This is a genomic window from Streptomyces sp. APSN-46.1 (assembly GCF_022815725.1).
Taxonomy (GTDB): domain Bacteria; phylum Actinomycetota; class Actinomycetes; order Streptomycetales; family Streptomycetaceae; genus Streptomyces.
This window is the reverse complement of record NZ_JALGRF010000007.1, coordinates 270,544-297,014: the sequence shown is the minus strand read 5'-3', so window position 1 is coordinate 297,014 and position 26,471 is coordinate 270,544. Positions and strand designations below refer to the sequence as shown.

Here is a 26,471-nt window from a genome sequence, read left to right as displayed (position 1 = left end):
ATATGAGGAGTACGCAAGTGCAGCGGCTGACCGCGGAGAACGTGACCCTCGCCTACGAGCAGCGGGTCATCGCCGAGAACCTGTCGGTGGAGATACCCGACAACTCCTTCACGGTGATCGTCGGCCCCAACGCGTGCGGCAAGTCCACGCTGCTGCGCGCCCTGTCGCGGATGCTGAAGCCGTCCGCCGGGCGGGTGCTGCTGGACGGGCGGGCCATCGGGTCGCTGCCCGCGAAGAAGGTCGCCAAGACCCTGGGACTGCTCCCGCAGTCCTCGATCGCGCCGGACGGCATCACGGTATCCGACCTGGTCTCGCGCGGCCGCTACCCGCACCAGGGGCTGCTGCGGCAGTGGTCGGAGGAGGACGAGCGGATCGTCAACGAGTCGATGGCCTCCACCGGGGTCGCTGAGCTCGCCGGCCGGGCCGTGGACGAGCTGTCGGGCGGGCAGCGCCAGCGGGTGTGGATCGCGATGGCGCTGGCGCAGCAGACGCCGTTGCTGCTGCTGGACGAGCCGACGACCTATCTGGACATCCAGCACCAGCTCGACGTGCTGGACCTGTGCGCGGAGCTGCACGAGAACCAGGGCCGGACGCTGGTCGCGGTGCTGCACGACCTCAACCACGCGGCGCGCTACGCCACGCACCTGATCGCCCTGCGGGGCGGGGAGGTCGTCGCGGAGGGGCCGCCGGCCGAGGTGGTCACCGCCGAGCTGGTGGAACGGGTCTTCGGGCTGCGCTGCCGGGTGATCTCCGATCCGGAGACGGGTACCCCGTTGGTGATTCCGGCGGCGCGGAAGGCCCGTGTGACGGCTCGGGCCGAGTAGCGGGCGCGGGCCGTCTCCTGGGGCTCCGCCCCAGACCCCGCGCCTCAAACGCCGGCGGGGCTGGATGTGGGGCTCCGCCCCGGACCCCGCGCCTCAAGCGCCGGCGGGGCTGGATGTGGGGCTCCGCCCCGGGCCCCGCGCCTCAAGCGCCGGCGGGGCTGGGTGTGCCGGCGGGGCTGGGTGTGCCGGGCCGGGGGGGCTAGAGGAGGCTTTTCAGGCGGAGTAGGTCGCGGAAGCCGGCCTCCAGGGTGATGCGGCCGGAGGCCCAGGCCTTGGCGAACTTGAGTTCGCCCGCGACCATCGCCACCAGGTCGTCGCCGGTCATCGCGAGCCGGATGTCGGCCTTGGTGGCGGGCGGGCCGGGGGTGAGCGCGTCCACGCGGATCCGGCCGTCGTCGAGGCGGCCGGTGAAGGTCTGGTCCAGGTCGGTGATGTGGCAGCTCAGGGAGCGGTCGAGGGCGGCCCTGCCGCGCACGTCGCCGTCGGTCCGCGCCAGGTTGCCGGAGAGTTGGTCGAGTGCCGCGCGGCACTCCTCGATCGTAGCCATCGTGATCACGACCGTACCGCAGAGCCATGCGTGGTCGCGGCGCGCTACGGGGTAGCGTCTGGGCATGACCGACGAAGTGTCCGGGACCGCTCCGGACGTCCCCGAGGAGTCCGCGCCGGAGCGCTCCGCGGAGTCCGCCGAGGCCGCCGCCGCGCCCGCGGGCCCCGCCCCGCTGGGCGTCGTACGCACCCCCACCGGCCACTCCGGGGTGGACGCGCACCTGGAGCGGCTGTCGGACGCGGACCACCTCACGGCGGACGGGCACGTCGAGGTGTACGAGGATGTGCACAGGGGATTGCGTGACGCGCTGACCGCGCTGGACGCACCGCCCGTCCCCGGACCGTACGAAAACAGGAGCTGAACCGAACGTGGCAGGAGTGGCACGACGCCGCCTGGACGCCGAACTGGTACGCCGCAGCATGGCCCGCTCGCGCGAGCACGCGGCCCAGCTGATCGCCGCGGGCCGGGTGACCGTCGGCGGCGCCACCGCGACCAAGCCGGCCACCCAGGTCGAGACCAGCGCGGCGCTCGTCGTCCTCAAGGACGACAGCGACCCCGACTACGTCTCCCGCGGCGGCCACAAGCTGGCGGGCGCGCTGGCGGCCTTCCAGCCCCGGGGGCTCGCCGTCGAGGGCCGCCGGGCCCTGGACGCCGGAGCCTCCACGGGCGGCTTCACCGATGTGCTGCTGCGTGCGGGCGTGGCCCATGTCGTCGCCGTCGACGTCGGCTACGGGCAGCTCGCCTGGTCGCTGCAGAGCGACGACCGGGTCACGGTCAAGGACCGGACGAACGTCCGCGAACTGACGGTGGAGATGATCGACGGCCCGGTGGACCTGGTCGTCGGAGACCTGTCCTTCATCTCGATCGGACTGGTGCTGCCCGCGCTCGTCCGGTGCTGCGCCCCGGACGCGGACCTGGTGCTGATGGTCAAGCCGCAGTTCGAGGTCGGCAAGGAGCGCCTCGGCAGCGGCGGCGTGGTGCGCAGTCCCGAGCTGCGCGCCGAGGCGGTACGGGAAGTCGCCGCGCAGGCGTGGAAGTTGGGGCTGGGTGTGCTCGGGGTGACGGCGAGCCCGCTGCCGGGGCCGTCGGGCAATGTCGAGTACTTTCTGTGGCTGAGGGCGGGGGCACCGGCACTCGACCCGGCGGATGTTGACCGTGCAGTGGCGGAGGGGCCGCAGTGACAGATTCTGCAGTGACAGATTCTTTGGGGGAGCGGGCTCCGGGTGAGCGGACCGTCTTCCTGCTCACGCACACCGGGCGGCCGGCGGCCATCCGGAGCGCCGAGCTGGTCGTACGCGGTCTGCTGCGCAGCGGGCTGGGGGTGCGGGTCGCGCGGTACGAGGCGGTGGACCTGCCGCTTCCGCCCGAGGTGGAGCTCGTGGACGAGTGCACGCCCGAGGCGCTCGACGGCTGTGAGCTGCTGATCGTGCTGGGCGGGGACGGAACCCTGCTGCGCGGCGCGGAGTTCGCGCGCGGCTCGGGGGTGCCGATGCTGGGCGTCAACCTGGGCCGGGTGGGGTTCCTCGCCGAGGCCGAGCGGGACGACCTGGACAAGGTCGTGAACCGGGTGGTGACGCGCGACTACGAGGTCGAGGAGCGGATGACCCTCGACGTGATCGTGCGGACCAACGGGGACGTCGTCCACCAGGACTGGGCGCTCAACGAGGCCGCCGTCCAGAAGGTGTCCCCGGAGCGGATGCTGGAGGTGGTCCTGGAGATCGACGGGCGCCCGGTGTCCGCGTTCGGCTGTGACGGGATCGTCTGCGCCACGCCGACGGGCTCGACGGCGTACGCCTTCTCCGCGGGCGGGCCGGTGGTCTGGCCGGAGGTGGAGGCGCTGCTGATGGTGCCGATCAGCGCGCACGCGCTGTTCGCGAAGCCGCTGGTCACCTCACCGACCTCGGTGCTGGCGGTGGAGGTGCAGGCCGGTGTCCCGCACGGGGTGCTGTGGTGTGACGGCCGGCGCACGATGACGCTGCCGTCCGGGGCCCGGGTGGAGGTCCGCCGGGGCGCGGTGCCGGTGCGGCTCGCCCGGCTGCATCACGCGTCGTTCACGGACCGGCTCGTGGCGAAGTTCGCGCTTCCCGTGTCCGGGTGGCGCGGGGCGCCGCACTGATCCGGACTCCATCAGCGCTCTATTAGCACATCCGTTCGGGAAACTCTCGATGGGTGACGTCACATGGCACCGGTGAAACCTCGGTATCGTCGTCCCGTGCTTGAGGAGATGCGGATACGGTCGCTCGGGGTCATCGACGACGCGGTGGTCGAGCTGTCGCCCGGTTTCACCGCGGTGACCGGCGAGACCGGCGCGGGCAAGACCATGGTCGTCACCAGCCTCGGGCTGCTGCTCGGCGGGCGCGCCGACCCGGCCCTGGTGCGGATCGGCGCCAAGGCGGCGGTCGTCGAGGGCCGCCTCGTCATGCGCCCCGACGCGCCCGCCGCCGTACGCGCCGGGGAGGCCGGGGCCGAGCTCGACGACGGCGCCCTGCTGATCAGCCGGACCGTGTCCGCCGAGGGGCGTTCGCGCGCCCACGTCGGCGGCCGCTCCGTGCCCGTCGGCCTGCTCGGCGAGCTCGCGGACGACCTCGTCGCCGTGCACGGGCAGACCGATCAGCAGGGCCTGCTGCGGCCGGCCCGGCAGCGGCAGGCCCTGGACCGGTACGCGGGGGACGCCGTCGCCGTCCCGCTGGAGAAGTACGCGGGCGCCTACCGGCGTCTGCGCGCGGTCGCCGCCGAACTGGAGGAGATCACCACCCTGGCCAGGGAGCGGGCCCAGGAGGCGGATCTGCTGCGCTTCGGGCTGGACGAGATCGCGGCCGTGGAGCCGCTGGCCGGCGAGGACGCCGAACTGGCGGCGGAGGCCGAACGGCTCGGGCACGCCGAGGCGCTGGCCTCGGCGGCGCAGCTCGCGCACGCGGCCCTGGCCGGCAATCCGGAGGACCCGGAGGGCATCGACGCGAACACGCTCGTCGCGGGCGCGTACCGGGCGCTGGAATCCGTACGGTCGCACGACCCGGCGCTCGGCGTGCTCGCCGAGCGGATCGGTGAGCTGGGCATCCTGCTCGGCGATGTGGCGGGGGAGCTGGCCGGGTACGCCGACAACCTGGACGCCGATCCGCTGCGGCTGGCCGCGGTGGAGGAGCGCCGGGCGGCCCTGACGCAGCTGACCCGCAAGTACGGCGATTCGGTCGACTCCGTACTGGAATGGGCCCAGCGGGGTTCCGCACGGCTGCTGGAGCTGGACGGCGACGACGAGCGGATCGCGGAGCTGACCGCCGAGCGGGACGGGCTCCGGGACGAACTGTCGCTGCTGGCCCAGGCGTTGACGGACGCGCGGGGCGAGGCGGCCACCCGGTTCGCGTCCGCCGTGACGGAGGAGCTGGCCTCGCTGGCGATGCCGCACGCCCGGGTGACCATCGACATCCGGCAGACCGAGTCCCCCGAGGACGCCGACGGCGTCGAGGTCGGCGGCCGGAACGTCGCGTACGGCCCCTCGGGCGCCGACGAGGTCGAACTGCTGCTGGCCCCGCACCCGGGCGCCCAGCCGCGGCCGATCGCCAAGGGTGCTTCGGGCGGTGAGCTGTCCCGGGTGATGCTGGCGGTGGAGGTCGTGTTCGCGGGCTCGGACCCGGTCCCCACGTACCTCTTCGACGAGGTCGACGCGGGCGTCGGCGGCAAGGCGGCGGTGGAGGTCGGCCGGCGGCTCGCGAAGCTGGCCAAGTCGGCGCAGGTCGTGGTCGTCACGCACCTGCCGCAGGTGGCGGCCTTCGCGGACCGGCAGCTGCTGGTGGAGAAGACCGTCGACGGGGCCGTGACCCGAAGCGGCGTCACCGTCCTGGAGGGTGAGGACCGCATCCGCGAGCTGTCGCGGATGCTGGCGGGCCAGGAGGACTCGGAGACCGCCCGGGCGCACGCGGAGGAACTGCTCGCGGCGGCCCGCGCGGACGCGTAGGGACATCGCGGGGAGGGGGCTCGGGGCGCGCGGCGCCCCGGGCCCCCACCGCTTTGCGCGGAGGCCGGGACGACGCCGGGCTAGGCCAGGGCTAGCCCGTGTGGGTGAGGCGGGCGGGCGTGTGGAGGTACTTCGTACGGGATCCGCACCCGTATGGTCCCGGAACGCGCGTGCGGACTGGCATCCTGGGCGTCGACTCTGCCTCCCTCACCCAGGAGCTTCGGCCCGTGAGCAGCTCCCCGGTCCCGGTACCCGCCCAGGCCCCGCCGTACGGGCGGCCGCCGTTGAGCGCCGTCCAAGTGCTCGGCGGCGCCGGCCCGGGCAGCGGTACGCACGTGCGGTCCCTCACGACCGGGCTCGCCGCCCGGGGGGTGCGGGTCACCGTGTGCGCCCCCGTCGAGGCCGAGGGGGCGTACGACTTCACCGGCGCCGGGGCGTCCTTCGCGCCGGACGCGGCGAGTGCGCTGCGCGCCGCGTGCGCGGGGGCGGACGTGGTGCACGCGCATGGCGTACGGGCCGGGCTGCGGGCCGCGCTGGCGCTGCGCGGGCACCGGGCCCCGCTGGTGGTGAGCTGGCACGGGGGTGTGCCCGAGGCCGCGGGCGCGCTGGGGCGGCTGGGCCGGCTGTTGGAGCGGCGGGTGGCGCGGGCGGCGGCGGTGGTGCTGGGGTCCTCGTCGGACCAGGTGGACCTGGCGCGGCTGCGCGGTGCGCGGGACGCGCGGCTGGCGGCGGTGGCGATGCCCGCGGGGTTCGCGGCGGGCGCGGACCCGGGCAAGGCGCGGGCGGAACTCGGGGTGGTGGAGCGGCCGCTGGTGATCGCGGTCGGCAGCCTGGTGCCGCGGCGGGGGTACTCCGTGCTGCTGGACGCGGCGCGGGCCTGGCGGACGCTGGACCCCGTGCCGCTGCTGGTGATCGCGGGGGAGGGGCCGCAGCGGGCCGAACTGGCCCGGCGCATCGAGCTGGAGGCGCTGCCGGTGCGGTTGCTGGGGCGGCGCCGGGACGCGGCGGAGCTGCTGGCCGCGGCGGACGTGGCGGTGCTGCCGAGCCGCTGGGAGGGCCGGTCGCTGCTGGCGCAGGAGGCCCTGCGGGCCGGGGTGGCGCTGGTGGCCACGGCGGTGGGGGGCGTGCCGGAGCTGGTCGGGGACGCGGCGGTGCTGGTGCCGTACGGGGACCGGGGTGCGCTGTCCTCGGCGGTGGCGGGGCTGCTGGGAGATCCGGCCCGCCGGGCCGCGCTGGGCGCGGCGGGGCGGGCACGTGCCGCGACGTGGCCGTCGGAGGACGACACGGTGGCGCAGGTCCTGGCGGTATACGACGAGCTGACGGAACGCCGCCGGGGGTAACCCCTCCGGCGGCGCCTGCCCGCGCGATACGGCCCGATCCGTGCCGGCCGCCGCCATTTTCAGCCTCGCCGGCGAGGCTGAAATTGCCCGGCGGGGCCTCAAACGCCGGCGAGGCTGATATTTCAGCCCGCCCGGCGTTTGAGGGCCGGGTCCGGGCAGAGCCCGGGAAACGGAGAAGGGGCGGGGCGGGGAGAAGCTCCGCGCAGCGGCACGCGAACCCGCACCCGCCCACCGAACGGGGGTGGCGGAGACCCCGCCCAAGGTCCGACGGACGGAGTCCGGCGCAGCGGCCCGAAGCCCGGGAAGCGCGCCAGCGCTGAGCGGTGCGAGGGGTGCGTCAAGAGGGAGTAGCAGCGGGAACGTGGCGGCGGGCGCGGAGGGCGAGGCTCAGGGAGAGGACCGTCTCCGGGTCGTCCAGGTCCGTGCCCAGGAGTTCCGAGATGCGGGCCAGCCGGTTGTACAGGGTCTGCCGGTTCAGGTGGAGTTCACGGGCCGTCTCCGCCTTGCGGCCCGCATGGGCCAGGTACGTCTCCAGGGTGGGCAGCAGCGGCGGCCGCGAGGCGGTGTCGTGCACCCGCAGGGCCCCGATCGCGCGGTCCACGAAGGCCGCCAGGTCGGGGTGTTCGCGCAGCCGCCACAGCAGCAGGTCGATGTCGAGGCGGCGCGCGTCGTACCAGGGCCGGGCCGGAAGCCCGTGCGCGGCGGTGGCGGTCTCCGCCGCGTGGCGCAGGCCGGCCGAGGCCGCCGCCCAGCCGCCCGCGACGCCGACGACCACCGCCGGCGGGGCGGTGGCCCGGTCCAGGCCGGCCCGTTCGACGCCCGCCCGCAGCGCCGCCGCGACCCGGTCGGCGACCGCCGTGCGTTCCGACTCGGTCCGGAGGGACACCAGGAGCGGAACCCGCCCCTCCACCGGGCGGACGCCCAGCAGCACCGGGACGCCGACCGAGGACAGCTCCTCCAGCACCGCCCGGGCCAGGACCGCCCAGTTCCCCGACGGCCCCAGGTCCGAGGACAGCCGCATGACGACCGGCAGCAGCGGCCCGGCCCCCGGCTTGAACCCGAGCACACGGGCCTGCGCCGGGGCGTCCTCGGCCGAGATGCGCCCCTCGGCCAGGTCCGTCAGGAAGTCCCCGCGCCCGCGCGCCGCCAGCTCGTCCTCCTGCCGCGCCTGCATCAGTACGACGGCCAGCACCCCCGCCGTCCGCTCCGCCGCCATCCGGTGGACGGGCAGCAGCGGGGCCGAGACCCCCAGCAGGACCAGACGCGCGCGGACCGAGCCGGTGCCGTGGCCGCCCCCGGGGACGTCGATGACCGCGGTGTTGGCCGAGGGCTCCGCCGCGCGCTGTCCCCGCAGGCCCTCCCACACCTGGAGCGGGTCCGCCGCGGCCTCCCCGGCGACCGGGCCGGCCGCGTACAGCAGCTGCCCGTCCGGGGTCTCCAGGAACACCGGGTTCGCGGTGAAGTCCGCCAGGATGCGCAGCACCTGCGGGATCCCGCCGCCGCCCAGCAGGGCCTCCGTGCAGCGCCGGTGGACCTCCTCGGCCCGCTGGAGCAGGGCGTAGTGGTGGTTGACGATCTCGGTGTGGATCTCCTCCGTCACCGTCACGAAGGGGACTTCCCGGTGGAGCTGGACCAGGGGGAGGCCGGCCGCGCGGGCGGTTTCGACCAGCGTCGCCGGGAGCCGGGTGAAGCGGGGGCCGAGCTCGACCACCAGCGCCGCGATCCCCCGGTCCGCGAGGCGGCGTACGAAGGCACGCTGCTCGGCGGGCCGGGTACCGAGGCCGAGGCCCGTGGTCAGCAGCAGCTCGCCGCCCTTGAGCAGGGACGCGATGTTCGGCACCTCGCCCGCGTGCACCCAGCGCACGGTCCGGCCGAGGCGGTCGGCGCAGGCCAGCACCTCCGGCAGCCCGCTGCGCAGTCCCGGCAGTTCCAGTGCCCGCTGAACGGTGATCCCGCCCTGATTGTCCATATCGCGGGACGCTACCGGCAGGCCTGTTCCGAGCACATCACCTCCCGGTTACGAAGGCCCGCGTGCCCCCATCCGGCCCGACAACTCGTCGTCCTCGCCCGGACATTATCGGACCACATGCCGATTGTGGCGTGCGTCACGCGGGGAGAGAGTGAGCGCCCTCGACACGGAAGAGGACTTCATGAGCAGAGACATCACCGACGGGTCGTCAGAAGCACCCGCGGCCCCGGCCCCGCAGGTCCAACGGCTGAAGGCCAACTCGGTCGGCCTGGTCGGCGTCGTGTTCATGGCCGTCGCCACCGCCGCCCCGATCACCGCCATGACCGGCAACCTCCCCATCGCCGTCGGCTTCGGCAACGGCGTGGGCGCCCCGGCCGGTTATCTCTTCGCGACGCTCGTGCTCACGGTCTTCGCGGTCGGCTACGTGGCGATGGCCAAGCGGATCACCGCCGCCGGCGCCTTCTACGGCTACATCTCGCACGGCCTCGGCCGCATCGCCGGCATGGCGTCCGGGATGCTCGCCGTCCTCGCGTACATCGTCTTCGAGGCCTCGATCGTCGGCGTCTTCTCCTACTTCGCCAAGACCACCGTCCACGACCAGCTCGGCGTGGACCTGCCCTGGATCGTGTACGCGGCCGCGATGCTCGCCGTCACCGCCGCCCTCGCCCACTTCGACATCAACCTCACCGCCAAGGCCCTCGGCGTGATGCTCGTCGCCGAGATCGCCGTCCTGTTCGCCGTCGCCACCGCCGTCCTGATCGCCGGCGGCGGCCCGGAGGGGATCCCGCTCGAACCCGTCAACCCGAAGAACGCCTTCACCGGCACCTCCGCCGGACTCGGGCTCTTCTTCGCCTTCTGGTCCTGGGTCGGCTTCGAGTCCACCGCCATGTACGGGGAGGAGTCCCGCGACCCCAAGCGGGTCATCCCCAAGGCCACCCTGATCTCCGTCGTCGGCGTCGGCCTCTTCTACATCTACGTCTCCTGGATGACCATCGCGGGCAACGGCCTCGCCAAGTCCGTGGAACTGTCGGCCTCCACCAGCCCCCTCGACCTCTTCTTCGCCCCCACGCAGACCTTCATCGGCGCATGGGCCGTCGACGCCTTCCAATGGCTGCTGCTCACCGGCTCCTTCGCCTGCGGAATGGCCTTCCACCAGTGCGCCGCCCGCTACCTCTACGCCATCGGCCGCGAGGGCTTCCTGTCCCCGAAGCTCGGCCACACCCACCCCCGGCACGGGTCCCCGCACGTGGCGTCCGTCGTGCAGACCGCCATCGCCACCGCGCTCGTCGCCGGATTCTGGCTCACCGGGCAGGACCCGTACCTGCACCTGTACACGCTGCTCGCCATCCTCGGCACGATGGCGATCCTGATCGTCCAGACGCTGTGCTCCTTCGCCGTCATCGGCTACTTCCGCAAGAACCACCCCGAGGACCGGCACTGGTTCACGACCTTCACCGCGCCGCTGCTAGGCGGCGTCGGCATGACCGCGGTCGTGGTCCTGCTGGTCCTCAACCTGGAGACCGCGGCCGGCAGCGCGGCCGGCTCCCTCTTCTTCGACCTGATCCCCTGGATCGTCGGCGCGGTGTTCCTCGGCGGCCTCGGCCTCGGCCTCTGGCTCAAGGCGAAGGCCCCCGAACGCTACGAGATCATCGGCCGGATCGTCCTGGAGGACGCCGCCGAGCGCACCGACACCGCCCCCGACACCTCCACTTCCGCGTCCACCGCGAACGTCTAGGAGCCGCCGCCATGGCCCGTACGCCCCTGATGCACTCGCTCCGCCGACTCGCCGCCGAGCACGCGGCCGCCGACCGGCTGGGGATGCCCGCCGCCGAGGTCCGCGGTTCCACCCGCCGCGAACTCCTCGGCCGGGCCGCCGCCCTCGGCCTGGGTACCGCCCTCGCGTCCTCCGCGACCGCGCACGCCGTGGAGGCGGCCCCCGCCAAGAGGCCCGTCGGGCCCGTCCGCGTCGCCGTGGTCGGCGCGGGCATATCCGGCCTGACCGCCGCCCTCACCCTCAAGGACGCGGGAGTCGACTGCACCCTCTACGAGGCCAACCCCGCCCGGGTCGGCGGCCGGATGTGGACCCAGCGCGACCACTGGGCGTACGGGCAGACCTCCGAGATCGGCGGCGAACTCATCGACACCAGCCACAAGAAGATCCTGGAACTGTGCCGCCGCTTCGGCCTGCCCACCGAGGATTTCCTCGGCGGCGGACCCAACGGGGCCGAGGAAGTCCTCTGGTTCGACGGCGCGTACTACTCGCGCACCCAGGCCGACGAGGACTTCAAGGCCGTCTACCAGGCGCTGCACCGCGACCTCCAGGAGGCCGGAGAGGTCACCTGGAACTCCTCCACCCCCGCCGGCACGGCCCTCGACAACATGACCCTCTACGAGTGGATCGAGACCCGGGTCCCCGGCGGCCACGGCTCCCGGCTCGGCCGCTTCATCGACGTGGCCTACACCGTCGAGTACGGCGCCGACACTGACCAGCAGTCCGCCCTCGCGCTGGTCCTCCTGATGGGCTATCAGCCCAACCCCGGCCGATTCAACGTCTGGGGCCTGTCCAACGAGCGCTACCACATCACCGGCGGCAACGACCGGCTGCCGAACGCCATCGCCGCCGCGCTGCCCGCCGGATCGATCGTGATGGGCCGCGAGCTGGTCGCCGTACGGGCCGACGCCGACGGCACCCAGACCCTCACCTTCAACGACTCCGGCGCCACCCGCACGGTCGTCGCCGACCACACCGTCCTGTGTCTGCCGCTCCCGGTCCTCCAGCGCGTCGACACCTCCGGAGCCGGCTTCGACCCCCTCATGCGCAACCTGCTGCGCGATGCCCGGATGGGCTACTGCACCAAGCTCAACATGCAGTTCACGGCGCGGCCCTGGCGCGGCACCGGCCCCTGGCCGGGCGTCTCCGCCGGGGACTGCTTCACCGACTCCGACATCCAGCAGACCTGGGACACCACCAAAGTGCAGCCCGGCACCGGCGGCATCCTGCTCCAGTACGGCGGCGGCGCCCTGGCCGGGTCCCTCACCCCCGGCAGCCCCTTCGCCACCGAGGCCGACCCGTACGTACGCGACCTCGCGAGCCGGATGCTGACGGGCGTCGACGCGTTCTTCCCCGGCACCAAGGCCGTCTGGAACGGACGGGCCCAGCTCTCCGCCTGGCACCGCAACCCGTACGCGCTGGGGGCGTACTCGTACTGGCCGACCGGCTACCTGCACCGCTACGCCCAGTACGAGGGCACCGCGCAGGGCAACGTCCACATCGGCGGCGAGCACTGCAGCTACGACTTCCAGGGGTTCATGGAAGGCGGCGCCACCGAGGGCGAGCGGGCGGCGCGGGAGGTGATCGCCGCCCTGATCTGATCGGATCTGACCCGGTCAGGCGGGCTTGATGTTGTGGTTGAAGCGGAAGACGTTGTCCGGGTCGTACTCCCGCTTCACCGCGGCCAGGCGCCGGGTGTTCTCGGCGCCGAGCCCGGCGACCACCCGGTCCGCGCCCTCGTCGCCGATGAAGTTGAGGTAGACCGCGCCGGTGCTCCACGGCTGGACGTCGGCGCGGACGTCCTTGACGAACTGGATGTTGCGGGCGTCGTCCGCCGGGTCCTCCCAGATCCCGAAGGGGTGCACGGTCCACGCCGCGTCCCGGTACGGAACCGGCCAGACCTCCGGTCCGGCGGCGATGGCCCCGCCCTGCGGCCACAGGGCGTGCTGGGTGCCGGTCGGCAGCGGCAGCGACTCGCCGCGTGCGCAGTAGACCTCCACCAGTTCGTCCGGCAGGCCGGTCAGATACTCCGCCGACCAGTAGTTCCGCAGGCCCGGCGGGTCGTCGATCATGCACTGGAGGTCGGCGTAGGGGATGGCCGTCACGATCTCCGCCTCGTGCGGGAGCGCCAGCAGCGGCCCGGCGAGCTTGCGCATCCGCTCCTCGGGCCCGGCGTACGTCAGCAGCACGCCGCACAGCAGCTGACCGACCAGCCGCGGCGGTATGAAGTCCTCCGGCGGGGCGCACATGTAGAGCACCATGCCGCTCGCCTCGGGGGGCCCGGCCTCGATCAGGTTCCGGTACGTGCGCACGGCTTGGCGCCCGTGCTCGGGCAGGTACAGCACCAGCGCCATCGACATGGCGGGCAGCTCGTGCAGCCGCAGGGTGAGCGCCGTGGCGATGCCGAAGTTCCCGCCGCCGCCGTGCAGAGCCCAGAACAGCTCCGGGTTCTCCTCGGCCGTGGCCTCGACCAGCGAGCCGTCGGCCGTGACCAGCTCGACCCCGAGGAGGTTGTCGACGGCCAGGCCGAACGCCCGGTCCAGCCAGCCCGAGCCGCCGCCCAGCACGAAACCGCCCACGCCGGTCGTGGAGGCGCGGCCGCCGGTGGTCGCCAGGTCGTGCGGCTGGCAGGCCCGGTCCAGGTGGCTCATCGTGGCCCCGCCCTCGATCCGGGCCGCCTTGGCGGCCGGATGGACCGTCACCTCGTGCATCCGGCGCAGGTCCACCACCACTCCGCCGTCGTTGAGGGCCTGGCCGGCCACGCTGTGGCCACCGCCGCGCACCGCGATGTGGAGGTCCAGGTCGCGGGCGAAGCGCACCGCCGTGGCCACGTCCGGGACGCTCTCGCACTGGACGATGACGGCCGGCCGGCGGTCGATCATCGCGTTGAAGACCGTCCGCGCCTCCTCGTACCCCGGATCCGCGGGAGCGAAGACCTGGCCGGACACGTCCTCGCGGAGCGCGGCGAGCGCCGTGGCCGCCTTCGTGAAGGGCGCCATGGGCTACCCCCTTCCGAGAAGGGCATGGGACCTCTTCAGCGTAGGCGGGCACGATCCGCACGGCGCGCCGGGATCAGCCCCCGTACGCCCCGCTCGCCGTCAGCCGCAGCGCCGTGTCGATCAGGGGGACGTGGCTGAACGCCTGCGGGAAGTTCCCGACCTGCCGTTGCAGGCGCGGATCCCACTCCTCGGCCAGCAGCCCCAGGTCGTTGCGCAGCGACAGCAGCCTCTCGAAGAGCCGGCGGGCCTCGTCCACCCGGCCGATCATCGCGAGGTCGTCGGCCATCCAGAACGAGCAGGCGAGGAAGGCCCCCTCGTCCCCCTCCAGGCCGTCCACGCCGGCCTCCGCGCCGCTCGTCGGGTACCGCAGGATGAACCCGTCGGGCGTGGACAGCTCGCGCTGGATCGCCTCGATGGTGCCGATGACCCGCTTGTCGTCCGGCGGCAGGAAGCCCATCTGCGGAATCAGCAGCAGGGAGGCGTCCAGCTCCTTCGACCCGTACGACTGGGTGAAGGTGTTGCGCTCCTTGTCGTAGCCCTTCTCGCACACGTCCTGGTGGATCTCGTCGCGCAGTTCGCGCCAGCGGTCCAGCGGGCCGTCCGCGTCCCCGCTCTCGATCAGCTTGATCGTGCGGTCCACGGCCACCCAGGCCATCACCTTCGAGTGCACGAAGTGGCGGCGCGGGCCGCGCACCTCCCAAATGCCCTCGTCCGGCTGGTCCCAGTGGGTCTCCAGGTAGCGGATCAGCTTGAGCTGGAGCAGCGCGGCGTAGTCGCTGCGGGCCAGGCCCGTCATGTGACCCAGGTGCAGGGCCTCGGTGACCTCGCCGTACACGTCGAGCTGGAGCTGGCCCGCCGCGCCGTTGCCGACGCGGACCGGCCGCGAGTTCTCGTACCCGGGCAGCCAGTCGAGTTCGGTCTCGCCGAGCTCCCGCTCGCCCGCGATCCCGTACATGATCTGGAGGTTCTCCGGGTCGCCGGCCACCGCGCGCAGCAGCCACTCGCGCCAGGCCCGGGCCTCCTCGCGGTAGCCGGTGCGCAGCAGCGAGGAGAGGGTGATCGCCGCGTCCCGCAGCCAGGTGTAGCGGTAGTCCCAGTTCCGCACGCCGCCGATCTCCTCCGGGAGGGAGGTGGTCGGGGCGGCGACGATCCCGCCCGTGGGCGCGTACGTCAGCGCCTTGAGGGTGATCAGGGAGCGGATCACCGCCTCCCGGTAGGGCCCGTGGTACGTGCACTGCTCGACCCACTCGCGCCAGAACTCGGCGGTGGCCTCCAGCGCCGACTCGGCGTCGGGGGCTTCCGGAGCGCCCTTGTGCGAGGGCTGCCAGCTGATGCAGAAGGCCCGCCGGTCGCCCGGCCCGAGGGTGAAGTCGGAGTACGTCGTCAGGTCCTTGCCGTAGGTCTGCGCGTCGGCGTCCAGCCAGACGGAGTCGGGCCCCGCCACGGCGACCGTGCGCCCGTCCACCTTGTGCACCCAGGGCACGACCCGCCCGTAGCTGAACCGCATGCGCAGCGCGGAGTGCATCCGCACGCGCCCGCTCACGCCCTCGACGATGCGGATCAGCTGCGGGGCGTGGCCCTCGCGAGGCGGCATGAAATCGATGACCCGGACCGTGCCGCGCGGCGTGTCCCACTCGGACTCCAGCACCAGCGAGTCGCCGCGGTAGCTCCGGCGGCTCGCGCGCGGGGCCTCGGCCCCGGCCGGGAACGCGGGGCCGATCCGCCAGAACCCGTGGTCCTCGGTGCCGAGGATGCCCGCGAAGATGGCATGGGAGTCGAAACGGGGCAGACACAGCCAGTCCACCGATCCGTCCCGGCAGACGAGCGCGGCTGTCTGCATGTCACCGATCAGTGCGTAATCCTCGATGCGCCCGGACACGTTGCATCTCCAGTCGAACGGCCACGTCCGCCCCGAAGGGCGCTTGCAATGCGCGGTTGCGCGGTCTCCTGTGGGAGGGACCCCCGCATCGAGCCATGATTCCGTATGTCGGCGGGGTCGCGCCGTCTGCCGGACTGCTCGGCGGGCGATGTGAAGCGATATCCGAGCAGGATATGTCGGCACCCTAGTGATCTCCGTAAGCCCGCCGACAATGAGACTGGGCCGAATGGGTGACCCTGCTTGTGACCAGGCCGGACGGTCGCGCCGCGCCGTTCGCCTGCCGCCGCGGCCGTGTGGCCGGAGGCAGACCCGTCCGGGCGCTGATAGGCTGGTACCCCGTGGACCGGTGGTCTGCCTGTGCGAATCAGGAGCCCCGAAACCGCAGCTTCGGCGCCCCCTGAGACCTTCCGGTTCGACGGTGGCCGGCGCCGGACGCACCTCACTTCGCGACCACGGGAGCCCCCTCTTGGCGATGCCGCCCAAATCAATGACGACCAAGCACATCTTCGTCACCGGGGGTGTCGCTTCGTCCCTCGGCAAGGGGCTGACGGCCTCCAGCCTGGGTGCGCTGCTGAAGGCGCGCGGCCTGCGGGTCACCATGCAGAAGCTCGACCCGTACCTGAACGTCGACCCCGGCACGATGAACCCGTTCCAGCACGGCGAGGTGTTCGTCACCAACGACGGCGCCGAGACCGACCTGGACATCGGCCACTACGAGCGCTTCCTCGACGTCGACCTCGACGGCTCGGCCAACGTCACCACCGGCCAGGTCTACTCCACGGTCATCGCCAAGGAGCGGCGCGGCGAGTACCTCGGTGACACCGTGCAGGTCATCCCGCACATCACCAACGAGATCAAGCACCGCATCCGCCGCATGGCGACCGCGGACGTCGACGTCGTCATCACCGAGGTCGGCGGCACCGTCGGCGACATCGAGTCGCTGCCGTTCCTGGAGACCGTCCGCCAGGTGCGCCACGAGGTCGGCCGCGACAACGTGTTCGTCGTGCACATCTCGCTGCTGCCCTACATCGGTCCTTCCGGCGAGCTGAAGACCAAGCCGACCCAGCACTCGGTCGCGGCCCTGCGCAACATCGGCATCCAGCCCGACGCGATCGTGCTGCGCGCCGACCGCGAGGTCCCCACCTCCATCAAGCGCAAGATCTCGCTGATGTGCGACGTGGACGAGGCGGCCGTGGTCGCGGCCATCGACGCCAAGTCGATCTACGACATCCCCAAGGTCCTGCACACCGAGGGCCTGGACGCGTACGTCGTGCGCAAGCTCGACCTGCCCTTCCGCGACGTCAACTGGACCGTCTGGGAGGACCTGCTGGACCGGGTCCACAACCCCGACCACGAGGTCAAGGTCGCGCTCGTCGGCAAGTACATCGACCTGCCCGACGCCTACCTGTCGGTGACCGAGGCGCTGCGCGCCGGCGGCTTCGCCAACAAGGCCCGCGTCCAGATCAAGTGGGTCACCTCCGACGACTGCAAGACCCCGGCGGACGCCGCGGCGCAGCTGGCCGACGTGGACGCGATCTGCGTGCCCGGCGGTTTCGGCGACCGAGGCGTCACCGGCAAGGTCGGCGCGATCACCTACGCCCGCGAGAACAAGATCCCGCTGCTCGGCCTGTGCCTGGGTCTGCAGTGCGTGGTCATCGAGGCCGCGCGCAACCTCGCGGGCATCGAGGACGCGAACTCCACCGAGTTCGACGCCTCCACCCCGCACCCGGTCATCTCGACCATGGAGGAGCAGCTGGCCTTCGTCGAGGGCGCGGGCGACCTGGGCGGCACCATGCGCCTGGGCATGTACCCGGCGAAGCTCGCCGAGGGCTCGATCGTGCGCGAGGTCTACGGCGACCAGGCGTACGTGGACGAGCGCCACCGCCACCGCTACGAGGTGAACAACGCGTACCGCGGCGAGCTGGAGAAGAAGGCGGGCATCGTCTTCTCCGGCACCTCCCCGGACAACAAGCTGGTCGAGTACGTCGAGTACCCGCGCGAGGTGCACCCGTACCTGGTGGCCACCCAAGCCCACCCGGAGCTGCGCTCGCGGCCGACGCGCCCGCACCCGCTGTTCGCGGGTCTGGTCAAGGCCGCGGTGGAGCGCCAGCAGGCGGCCAGGTGATCTGACGGCGGCCGCGTCCGCATAACGTAGACAGCCGGGGTACGGAGATCCGTACCCCGGCTGTCGCGCGTTGTGGAGGGCTTCGGGGCATGAACATCAAGGACACGTCGGAATCCTGGGAGACGCTGTCGACCCAGAGGCCGTTCCAGGGCGCGAAGACGGCGGTGAACTCCGACGAGGTCCGGATGCCCGACGGGTCCGCGGCCCGTCGCGACTACCAGGTGCACCCCGGCTCGGTGTGCGTGCTGGTGCTGGACGAGGCGGGGCGGGTGCTGGTGCTGAGCCAGTACCGGCATCCCGTGCGACGGCGGCTGTGGGAGCTGCCGGCGGGGCTGCTGGACGTATCGGGGGAGAACCCGCTGGACGCGGCGCGGCGGGAGCTGTACGAGGAGGCGCACGTCAAGGCGGAGGACTGGCGGGTGCTGGCCGACTTCTACGCGTCGCCCGGCGGCTCGGACGAGGCGATCCGGGTCTTCCTCGCCCGGGGCGTCTCGGCGGCGGACGGGGAGCGGTACGCGGAGTCCGCGTCGGAGGAGGCGGACATGGAGCTGGCGTGGGTTCCGCTGGCCGACCTGGTCCGGGGCGTTCTGGCGGGCGAGCTGGGCAACCCGGGGCTGGTGACGGGGGTGCTGGCCGTTTCCGCTGCGCTGGCTGGTGACGGCCTGACCGCGCTGCGCCCGGCCGACGCACCCTGGCCGGCCCGTCCCTACGAGGCGTAGCCGCCGGGTGCGGCGCCGCTGTCGGGGGCTCCGCCCCCGAACCCCCGCGCCTCAAACGCCGGCGAGGCTGGATCTTTCAGCCTCGCCGGCGTTTGAGGCGCGGGTCCGGGCAGAGCCCTGGGGGCACCTCCCAGCGGTAGCTGGGGGAGAAACGGTGAAAGGGCGGGGCGGGGAGCAGCTCCGCGCAGCGGCGGGCCCGCAGACGGCGGCCATGCCCCAGGACCGGCTCGGGCCCTGCCCGCGCGAGCGGTGCGTGAAAAAGAGGACCATCCGCTGATCCGATCAGGGGATTTGCCCGCCGCGCCCGACACGGGTCGTCGCTCTGTGTGAACTACGCTCGGGATCCCCGAAGGGCAGGGGCAGGGAGAGGAGCGGATCCGTGACGGATTTCGTCGGGCGGCGGCGTGAGCTCAAGGAGCTCCGCGAGGACATCGTCCGGACCGGGCTCGACACCCTCTCCGGCCGGAAGGCCAAGGCGCCCCGCGCGCGGGTGCTGCTCGTCGCCGGGCGCCCCGGCTCAGGCCGCACCGCCCTCGCAGAGGCGTTCGTCCGCGAGATCGCCGGCGACTACCCCGACGGGGTGCTCAAGGTCCGCCTCACCACCCCCGGCGGGGAGACCGTCGCCACCGAGCGGGCCCTTCGCACCCTGCTCGAAGGGCTCCGGCAGCCCACCCCGCCCGGCGCCGCCGAGGACGAGCTCAGCTCCGCCCTGCGCGCCGCCCTCGCCGACCGCCGCGCGATCCTCCTGATCGACGACGCCGCCGACCCCTTCCAGGTGGACGCCCTGCTGCCCGACACCCCCGAGTGCCTCGTCGTCGTCACCGCCGAAGGACCCCTCACCGGGATTCCGGATGTGCGCCCCTGCACCCTCGGCGGGCTGGACACCCCCTCCGCCGTGCGGATGCTCGCCCATCACATCGGCGACATCCGCGTCACCGTGGACCCGCTCGCCGCCGAGGCCCTCGCCGAGGAGTGCGGCGGCCAGCCCGCGGCCCTCCGCCTGGCCGGGGGCTGGCTCGCCGCCCGCCCCAAGGCCTCCGTCGCCGACGTGGCCAAGCAGCTCCACGAGATGCCGCCCGGCGTCAACGGCCCGCTCGGCCGCGCCTTCCGGCTCGTCTACGAGTCCCTGCCGCAGCCCGCCCAGCGCGCCCTGCGCCTGCTTCCGCTCTCACCCGCCGGCGTCATCGACTCGCACACCGTCTCCGCCCTCGCCGGCTGCTCCGTGGCCGCCGCCCAGTCGATGCTGGAGGAGTTCGCCGGGCTGGGACTCGTCCGGCACAGCCAGGACGGCCTGTTCCTGCTGCCCGGCTGCCTCACCCCGCTCCTCCAGGCCCTGCTGGAGGCCAGGGAGCGCCCCGCCGAGGTCCAGCTCGCCCGGGCGCGGATGCTGGAGCGCACCGTACGGCTGCTGCACTCCTGCCGGGCCATGGCGGCCGAGGAGGAGGGCGTACGGGAGAAGCTGGACGGGCTGCCTCGCGCGCTGCGGTTCCCCGACCGGCGGGCGGCCGCGACCTGGCTGGACACCCGGCTGCCCGCGCTGTCGGCGGCCGCCTCCCTCGCGGTGGCGGACGGTGAGCTGGACACCCTGGCCCGCCGGCTGGTGGCCGCCCTCGTACGGGCCCTCGCCGAGCACCGCGGGACCGCCGCGGCCGCCCCCGAGCTGTACGGGCTGCACCGCCTGGTCCTGGACGTCGCCGAGCGCCGGCACCTGTACCGGGAGCAGGCCGCCGCGCTGCTGAACCTGGCCGACCTCGACGCCGAGACCGGGCGGACCCAGGAGGCGCTGGAGCGCTACCGGGCCGCGCTGGACGCGGGAAAGGCGGCGAACGACCCGTACGCGACCGGCCGCGCGATGGAATCCGTAGGCGGCGCGTACCAGGAGCTGGAGGACTGGCACCGGGCCTCCGACTGGTTCGGCCGGGCCCTGTCCCAGGCCCTCGCCCGCGGGGAGCGCGCGGACGAGGCCAGGCTGTACGGACGGCTGGGCAATGTGCACACCTACGCGGGCCGGTACGGGGACGCGCTGCGCAGTTGGCGGGCGGCCGCCGCGGGCTACCGGAAACTGGCCGATGTCCCGGGCCAGGCAAAGGCGTTGAGCGAGATGGCGCGCGTCCAGGAGTACGCCGGGCGGCCCGGGGAATCCCTGCACACCTGCCGGGAGGCGGTCGAGCTCGCGCGCCGTGCCGCAGACCTGCGCCTTCAGGCCGCGCTCCAGGTGCGGCTCGCCGACACGCTCGACCGGCTGGGTGATCCCGCGGCGGCCCGGGTGCACCGCTCGATGGCTGACAGATTGCTGGGAGACGACCCCGCAGCCTGCGAAATCCGCAGTGATTCCGACTGAGATTATTTGTTTGCAAGGCTAGACAGCGCGTCGTCCTTCATTAGACTGGCTTCACCGCGGCGTCCCGTGGTGCATCCCGTTGCGCGTTCTTGTGGGCGGGTATGTATGGAAGTGCCCCGTTAAATCCCCCTGAGTCAAGGACCGTGATCGACGATGAAGGTCGGCATCCCCCGCGAGGTCAAGAACAACGAGTTCCGGGTCGCCATCACGCCCGCCGGCGTGCATGAGCTGGTCCGCAACGGCCACCAGGTCTTCATCGAGCAGAACGCCGGTGTGGGCTCCTCGATCACGGACGCCGAGTACGTCTCGGCCGGCGCCGAGATCCTCGGCACCGCCGACGAGGTGTGGGCGACCGCTGACCTGCTGCTGAAGGTCAAGGAGCCCATCGCGGAGGAGTACCACCGCCTCCGCAAGGACCAGACCCTGTTCACCTACCTGCACCTGGCGGCCTCCCGCGAGTGCACGGACGCCCTGCTGGAGTCCGGCACCACCGCCATCGCGTACGAGACGGTGGAGCTCGCCAACCGCGCGCTCCCGCTGCTCGCCCCGATGTCCGAGGTCGCGGGCCGGCTGGCCCCGCAGGTCGGCGCCTACCACCTGATGCGCTCGGCCGGCGGCCGCGGCGTGCTCCCGGGCGGTGTCCCCGGCACCCACGCCGGCGAGTGCGTGGTCATCGGCGGCGGCGTCTCCGGCTGGAACGCCGCGCAGATCGCCATCGGCATGGGCTTCCACGTGACCCTGCTCGACCGCGACATCAACAAGCTCCGCGAGGCCGACAAGATCTTCGGCACGAAGATCAAGACGATCGTCTCCAACGCCTTCGAGCTGGAGAAGGCCGTCGTCGAGGCCGACCTCGTCATCGGCGCGGTGCTGATCCCGGGTGCGAAGGCCCCGAAGCTGGTCACCAACGAGCTCGTCGCCAAGATGAAGCCCGGAAGTGTCCTTGTCGACATTGCGATCGACCAGGGCGGCTGCTTCGAGGACTCCCGTCCGACCACCCACGCCGAGCCGACCTTCCAGGTCCACAACTCGGTCTTCTACTGCGTCGCCAACATGCCGGGCGCGGTGCCGAACACCTCCACCTACGCCCTGACCAACGCGACCCTGCCGTACATCGTGCAGCTCGCGAACCTCGGCTGGGTCGAGGCGCTGCGTCGTGACCCGGCGCTCGCGCTGGGCCTCAACACCCATGACGGCCAGGTCGTTTACGGCCCGGTCGCCGAGGCCCACGGCCTCCAGACCCTTGAGCTGAGCACGCTGCTCGGCTGAAGCGTCAACGACTGACGTCAATCTCACGTCTCCGGCCGGACCTTGCCCGCAAGGTCCGGCCGGAGACGTTTGCGGGGAGCCCGGCAGCACTGCTCAACTCGCCTCGAACGTAACCCTTTAACCCTTTCGCGTACCCGCGAAACCTCGCGGCGGCGCCCCGGACGCCCTTGACAGAGTGGTGTTCGGTTGCCGACACAACGCGGCGGGTCCGGTGGATTGTGTTGCCGCTGAGCGGTGACACGCCATAGAGTCGCCAACCGTCGGCATGGTGCCACGCTGACCTATCGATAAGTGTCCTGGTCACGTCCGAGGAGGTAAGACGACTTGTGAATGAGTCGACATTTGCTCCTGGAGGTGGTCGAGCAGGGACGCCTGAGCGGGGCCAGGGCCCTGCCGGGCTCGAAGCTGTCGGCTCCGTCGCAGTACGCACCTTCGCAAACCACCAGCACATGACGACGCCCCGAAAGAGCATGGACGGCCTAGACGTGAACTCCAGGGCCGGCGACCTGAGCGGCGAAAAGCCCGTGGGTTTCGCCGACTACGACCAGGTGCCCGAGGGGCACTTCTACGACCCCGACGCGGAGTACGAGCCCGACCCCGAGTACGCGGCCACTCTCGCCCCCGACGCTGCCCGTCAGCGCCGTGAGCGGATCGGCCCGACCGGACGGCCGCTGCCGTACTTCCCGATCCCGGGTCCGCTGACCGACCACGGTCCGGCGAAGATCATCGCGATGTGCAACCAGAAGGGCGGCGTGGGCAAGACCACGTCGACCATCAACCTGGGCGCCGCACTCGCCGAGTACGGGCGCCGGGTGCTGCTCGTCGACTTCGACCCGCAGGGCGCGCTGTCCGTGGGTCTCGGCGTGAACCCGATGGAACTCGACCTGACGGTCTACAACCTGCTCATGGAGCGGGGCATGTCGGCCGACGAGGTGCTGCTCAAGACGGCGGTTCCGAACATGGACCTGCTGCCGAGCAACATCGACCTGTCCGCCGCCGAAGTGCAGTTGGTCAGTGAGGTCGCGCGCGAGTCGACGCTGCAGCGGGCGCTGAAGCCCCTGCTGCCCGACTACGACTACATCGTGATCGACTGTCAGCCCTCGCTCGGCCTGCTGACCGTGAACGCCCTGACGGCGGCTCACAAGGTCATCGTGCCGCTGGAGTGCGAGTTCTTCGCGCTGCGTGGTGTCGCGCTGCTGACCGAGACGATCGAGAAGGTGCAGGAGCGGCTCAACCCGGAGCTGGAGCTCGACGGCATCCTCGCCACGATGTACGACTCCCGTACGGTGCACAGCCGTGAGGTGCTGGCGCGCGTCGTCGAGGCCTTCGACGACCACGTCTACCACACCGTCATCGGCCGTACGGTGCGCTTCCCGGAGACCACGGTCGCCGGCGAGCCGATCACCACGTACGCCTCCAACTCCGTCGGCGCCGCCGCCTATCGCCAGCTGGCCAGGGAGGTGCTCGCCCGGTGTCCCGCCGAGTGAGTCTGCCCGGAGCCGACGAACTGTTCCGTACGACCGGGGGGATGGCGCTCCAGTCGTCCTCGCCCAGGCGGGACCAACCGCCTGCCGGGGAGCAGCACGCGGCGACGGCAGAGGGCACGGCGGGGGAGGGCCGCAGCCGGGAGGCTGAGGCCGGCGGTGCGGTGGTGGCCCCGCGGCGGTCGCAGGAAGGTTCTGCCGCCGCCTCGGACGCCGGTGGCGGCGGCGGCGGGCGTGGCGGCAAGGGGCAGGGCCGGGGCGCGAACCGGCGGCCGAGCGGGCGTGAGCGGCACGACGAGAAGATCACGGTCTATGTCTCCGCGGAGGAGCTCATGGACCTGGAGCACGCGCGGCTGGTGCTGCGCGGGGAGCACGGGCTGGCGGTGGACCGGGGCCGCATCGTCCGCGAGGCGGTGGCGGTGGTCCTGGCCGACCTGGAATCCCGCGGCGACGCCAGCATCCTCGTCCGCCGCCTCCGCGGCCGCTGACCCTACGGGCCCCGAGCCCCCTCGCCTGCCGCCTGTGGGGTCGCTGACCCTGCGGGTCCCCAGCCCCCTCGCCTGCCGCCTCTGCGGCCGCTGACCCTGCGGGCCCCCAGCCCCCTCGCCTGCCGCCTCTGCGGCCGCTGACCCTGCGGGCCCCCAGCCCCCTCGTGCGCCGCCTGGGGGGTCGCTGACCCGTCGGGGCGCCGGCATCTTCGTCTGCCGCCTCCGGGGCCCTTGACCCTCTCCAGGGCCGCCGAAACGCCGCCCGCCGCTCCTGTGGCCGCTGACTTGCGGGGCTCGCCGCGACCTGGTCCGCCCGTCCTGTGGCCCCGCCCCTGTGGCCGCTGACCCTGCGGGGGCCGCTGCGACCTGGTCCGCCGCTCCTGTGGCCGCTGACCTGCGGGGCCGCCGCGACCTGGCCCGCCTCCGCTGACCCTGCGGGGCCGCCGCGACGTGGTCCGCCGCCCCTGCAGCCGCCACAACTCGGCACGGGGCCGCTGATGCCCTCTGCCCCAATCCCGGGCCGGCCCCTGGGCTGGTGACGGCCTGTCGGGGTCGTCGTCACTCCTGACTGGCGGCGTGCGTGGCCGCTGCCCTTCGCGGTTGCTGCCGCGCCGGGCGGCCGCAGGGTCGGGGTCTCTGCCCTGGCCGTTGACGGCCCTTGGGCTGCTGCGACTCAGGAGGCCCCTTGGCCGTGGGTTGACGGCGTCCCGCGATCGTCGCAACCTTCGCGCGTGGGGCGGGGCCGTTGGCGTCCAGGGCGGTGCCTCTGCCCAGCCGCTGACGGCCTTCGGGGTCGTGTAACCCCGGTTGGCTATTCTGCGGCCGTTGGCGAGCTGTCGTATCCCACGGCTGGCGCAGTGCCGGGCCGTTGGCGGCCTCCGGGGCCGGCGCAACCCGGGTTGATGGCGCTTCGGCGTCGCCGGGTGGTCCCCTCGACCGGGCCGGCCTGCGGCCCGGTACCCCCTGGTCCCGGAAGCGCCGCTCCCAGGTACCGCGGTGATCCTGGGGCCATGCGGGTGTGCTGCCCCGGGTCCCAGGGGTGGCCGGAGCGGGTGGCGACCCGGGCTGCTCGTGGCGGCGGGGACTGGGCCCGCCCCGCCCGGGCGCGAGGGTCTGGACCCCGCTCCCGTCGTGCCGGCAGACCCGCCGACTTCCCGTACCAGCGTCCTGGGTCCCCGGGGTGGCCGGAGCGATCCGGCTCGGCCGGATCCGGCAGGGGCCGCCCCGGATGAGACGGCCCGCCTGGTTCGCGTCCGGTTGGTGTCACGCCGCGTCGTGGCCGGGACCCCGCGCGCGGGGTGGTTGTCCGCCTTGCGTGCGCCGGACCGGGTGAGCCGGGCTTTAGGCTGCTGGTGGCGGCGGGGACTGCCGTCGGCCCGCTCCACCCGGGCGCGAGGGTACGGACCCCGCTCCCGCCGACCCCCCGTACCACCCTGGACCGAGATGCCCACTCCTGCCGAACCCGGCCGCCCGGCCCGCCGCCTGCTGGGCCGTGGCCCGGGCGCGCCCGTCTCCGCCCCGGTGGAGGCCTCCCGGGGCGCGGCCGAGCAGGAGGCTCTCCCCGGTCCCGCCCCTTCCCGAGACCGGGGGGAGGCCCCCGGCCCCCCTGATGTCGGCGCGCACGAGTCAGACCTGCCCGAGGCAGAGCCGTTCCCGCCGGGGCCCGCAGCCACTTCCGAGCCCGGCGCGCGGGGCGGGGCCGGGCCGGCTGCGGCGCGCACGTCGGTGCCCGGGGCGGCACCGGTCCCGCCGGGGCCGGAGGCTCTCGCCGGGTCCGCCGGGCGCGGGTCGGTGCTGCCCGGGGCCGGGTCCGTCTTGGCGGAGCCGGATGCCGGCGTGGATGTCGGCGTGCGGGGTGAGGCCGGGGCGCGTGTGTCGGGTACGCCCGGGGTCGTGCCGGGGGTGGAGGCTCGCGCCGGGGCTGCCGTGGGTGCCGCTCGCGGAGGGGGAGGGGAGGGGCGGTTCACGTTGCGGCTCGCGAACTTCGAGGGGCCCTTCGATCTGCTGCTGCAGTTGATCTCGCGGCACAAGCTCGACGTCACCGAAGTCGCGCTGTCGAAGGTCACCGACGAGTTCATGGCGCACATCCGGGCCATGGGCCCCGACTGGGACCTCGATCAGACCACCGAGTTCCTCGTCGTCGCGGCCACGCTGCTCGACCTCAAGGCCGCCCGGCTGCTCCCCGTCGCCGAGGTCGAGGACGAGGCCGACCTCGCGCTGCTGGAGGCCCGGGACCTGCTCTTCGCGCGGCTGCTCCAGTACAAGGCGTACAAACAGATCGCCGAGATCTTCCGGAGCCGCGCCGAGAGCGAGGGCAAGCGGTACCCCCGCACCGTGGGGCTGGAGCCGCACCACGCCGAGCTGCTGCCCGAGGTGGTCATCAGCATCGGCGCCGAAGGGTTCGCCCGGCTCGCCGTGAAGGCCATGCAGCCCAGGGCCGAGCCGCAGGTCTACGTGGATCACATCCACGCGCCGCTCGTCAGCGTGCGCGAACAGGCCGGACTCGTCGTCGCCATGCTCAGGGCGCGCGGCGAGGCGACCTTCCAGGAGCTCACCGAGGGCGCCCCCGACACCCTCACCGTCGTCGCGCGCTTCCTGGCCCTTCTGGAGCTCTACCGGGAGAAGGCAGTCGTCCTGGACCAGGAGGAGGCCCTCAAGACGCTCACGGTCCGCTGGAGCGGCGGCGAGGGGGACGGGCTGCCGACCGTGACCGACGAGTTCGATCAGATCGTGGAGGCGAAGGAATGAGCAAGGAATGAGCAAG

Annotated in this window: 19 protein-coding genes; 15 read left to right on the top strand and 4 right to left on the bottom strand. The window is 73.0% G+C overall.

The window, feature by feature from the left end; genetic code table 11:
* Window positions 1–2: 2 nt before the first annotated feature.
* The gene (locus MTF65_RS20970) at window positions 3–824 is read left to right on the top strand and encodes an ABC transporter ATP-binding protein (protein WP_374207268.1); all 822 of its coding nucleotides are present in this window, start codon (window positions 3–5) and stop codon (window positions 822–824) included.
* A 199-nt stretch (window positions 825–1,023) separates the two neighbouring features.
* On the opposite strand, the gene MTF65_RS20965 is transcribed toward MTF65_RS20970, so the two are convergent.
* Window positions 1,024–1,371 (bottom strand): alkyl sulfatase C-terminal domain-containing protein, encoded by a 348-nt coding sequence (locus MTF65_RS20965; RefSeq protein WP_243630442.1) that lies wholly within the window; start codon window positions 1,369–1,371, stop codon window positions 1,024–1,026.
* A 64-nt stretch (window positions 1,372–1,435) separates the two neighbouring features.
* Here MTF65_RS20965 and MTF65_RS20960 point away from each other — a divergent pair, with 64 nt between their 5' ends.
* From MTF65_RS20960 to MTF65_RS20940, 5 genes are all read left to right on the top strand, one after another.
* The gene (locus tag MTF65_RS20960) at window positions 1,436–1,732 is read left to right on the top strand and encodes a hypothetical protein (RefSeq protein WP_243630417.1); all 297 of its coding nucleotides are present in this window, start codon (window positions 1,436–1,438) and stop codon (window positions 1,730–1,732) included.
* A 7-nt stretch (window positions 1,733–1,739) separates the two neighbouring features.
* Window positions 1,740–2,552, top strand: a complete 813-nt coding sequence (locus tag MTF65_RS20955; RefSeq protein ID WP_243630416.1) for a TlyA family RNA methyltransferase — start codon at window positions 1,740–1,742, stop codon at window positions 2,550–2,552.
* A gap of 11 nt (window positions 2,553–2,563) precedes the next feature.
* On the top strand, window positions 2,564–3,487 hold the full coding sequence (locus tag MTF65_RS20950) for an NAD kinase (RefSeq protein WP_374207267.1): 924 nt from the start codon (window positions 2,564–2,566) through the stop codon (window positions 3,485–3,487).
* Between the two features lie 63 nt (window positions 3,488–3,550).
* On the top strand, window positions 3,551–5,323 hold the full coding sequence (gene recN / locus MTF65_RS20945; RefSeq protein ID WP_374207266.1) for a DNA repair protein RecN: 1,773 nt from the start codon (window positions 3,551–3,553) through the stop codon (window positions 5,321–5,323).
* A gap of 227 nt (window positions 5,324–5,550) precedes the next feature.
* The gene (locus tag MTF65_RS20940) at window positions 5,551–6,663 is read left to right on the top strand and encodes a glycosyltransferase family 4 protein (RefSeq protein ID WP_243630414.1); all 1,113 of its coding nucleotides are present in this window, start codon (window positions 5,551–5,553) and stop codon (window positions 6,661–6,663) included.
* Between the two features lie 337 nt (window positions 6,664–7,000).
* Here the strand turns inward: MTF65_RS20940 and MTF65_RS20935 are convergent, their stop codons facing one another.
* Complete coding sequence (locus MTF65_RS20935; protein WP_243630413.1) at window positions 7,001–8,632, bottom strand: PucR family transcriptional regulator; 1,632 nt, start codon at window positions 8,630–8,632, stop codon at window positions 7,001–7,003.
* 181 nt (window positions 8,633–8,813) lie between these two features.
* On the opposite strand from MTF65_RS20935, the gene MTF65_RS20930 reads away from it, so the two are divergent.
* Window positions 8,814–10,367, top strand: a complete 1,554-nt coding sequence (locus tag MTF65_RS20930; RefSeq protein WP_243630412.1) for an APC family permease — start codon at window positions 8,814–8,816, stop codon at window positions 10,365–10,367.
* An 11-nt stretch (window positions 10,368–10,378) separates the two neighbouring features.
* Window positions 10,379–12,004, top strand: a complete 1,626-nt coding sequence (locus MTF65_RS20925) for an NAD(P)/FAD-dependent oxidoreductase (protein ID WP_243630411.1) — start codon at window positions 10,379–10,381, stop codon at window positions 12,002–12,004.
* A 15-nt stretch (window positions 12,005–12,019) separates the two neighbouring features.
* On the opposite strand, the gene MTF65_RS20920 is transcribed toward MTF65_RS20925, so the two are convergent.
* Both MTF65_RS20920 and MTF65_RS20915 read right to left on the bottom strand, forming a co-directional pair.
* Window positions 12,020–13,402 carry an FAD-binding oxidoreductase gene (locus MTF65_RS20920; protein ID WP_243630410.1) on the bottom strand — a complete coding sequence of 461 codons (1,383 nt, stop codon included), beginning with the start codon at window positions 13,400–13,402 and terminating at the stop codon, window positions 12,020–12,022.
* Window positions 13,403–13,475: 73 nt separating this feature from the next.
* Window positions 13,476–15,281, bottom strand: coding sequence for a glycoside hydrolase family 15 protein (locus tag MTF65_RS20915; RefSeq protein ID WP_243630409.1), 1,806 nt, complete (start codon window positions 15,279–15,281; stop codon window positions 13,476–13,478).
* A 472-nt stretch (window positions 15,282–15,753) separates the two neighbouring features.
* On the opposite strand from MTF65_RS20915, the gene MTF65_RS20910 reads away from it, so the two are divergent.
* The 7 genes from MTF65_RS20910 to MTF65_RS20880 all read left to right on the top strand — a co-directional run bounded on the left by MTF65_RS20910 (window position 15,754) and on the right by MTF65_RS20880 (window position 26,455).
* Window positions 15,754–17,406 (top strand): CTP synthase, encoded by a 1,653-nt coding sequence (locus tag MTF65_RS20910; RefSeq protein ID WP_243630408.1) that lies wholly within the window; start codon window positions 15,754–15,756, stop codon window positions 17,404–17,406.
* Window positions 17,407–17,495: 89 nt separating this feature from the next.
* Window positions 17,496–18,125 (top strand): NUDIX hydrolase, encoded by a 630-nt coding sequence (locus MTF65_RS20905; protein WP_243630407.1) that lies wholly within the window; start codon window positions 17,496–17,498, stop codon window positions 18,123–18,125.
* A gap of 379 nt (window positions 18,126–18,504) precedes the next feature.
* A complete protein-coding gene (locus tag MTF65_RS20900; protein ID WP_243630406.1) occupies window positions 18,505–20,466 on the top strand; it encodes a tetratricopeptide repeat protein in 1,962 nt (653 codons plus the stop codon).
* A gap of 153 nt (window positions 20,467–20,619) precedes the next feature.
* On the top strand, window positions 20,620–21,735 hold the full coding sequence (ald, locus tag MTF65_RS20895; protein WP_243630405.1) for an alanine dehydrogenase: 1,116 nt from the start codon (window positions 20,620–20,622) through the stop codon (window positions 21,733–21,735).
* 326 nt (window positions 21,736–22,061) lie between these two features.
* Window positions 22,062–23,222, top strand: coding sequence for a ParA family protein (locus tag MTF65_RS20890; protein WP_374207265.1), 1,161 nt, complete (start codon window positions 22,062–22,064; stop codon window positions 23,220–23,222).
* Window positions 23,207–23,707 carry a hypothetical protein gene (locus MTF65_RS20885; RefSeq protein WP_243630403.1) on the top strand — a complete coding sequence of 167 codons (501 nt, stop codon included), beginning with the start codon at window positions 23,207–23,209 and terminating at the stop codon, window positions 23,705–23,707. Before MTF65_RS20890 ends, MTF65_RS20885 begins: the two co-directional genes overlap by 16 nt.
* Before the next feature lie 1,443 nt (window positions 23,708–25,150).
* Window positions 25,151–26,455 carry a ScpA family protein gene (locus MTF65_RS20880; RefSeq protein ID WP_243630402.1) on the top strand — a complete coding sequence of 435 codons (1,305 nt, stop codon included), beginning with the start codon at window positions 25,151–25,153 and terminating at the stop codon, window positions 26,453–26,455.
* Window positions 26,456–26,471 lie beyond the last annotated feature (16 nt).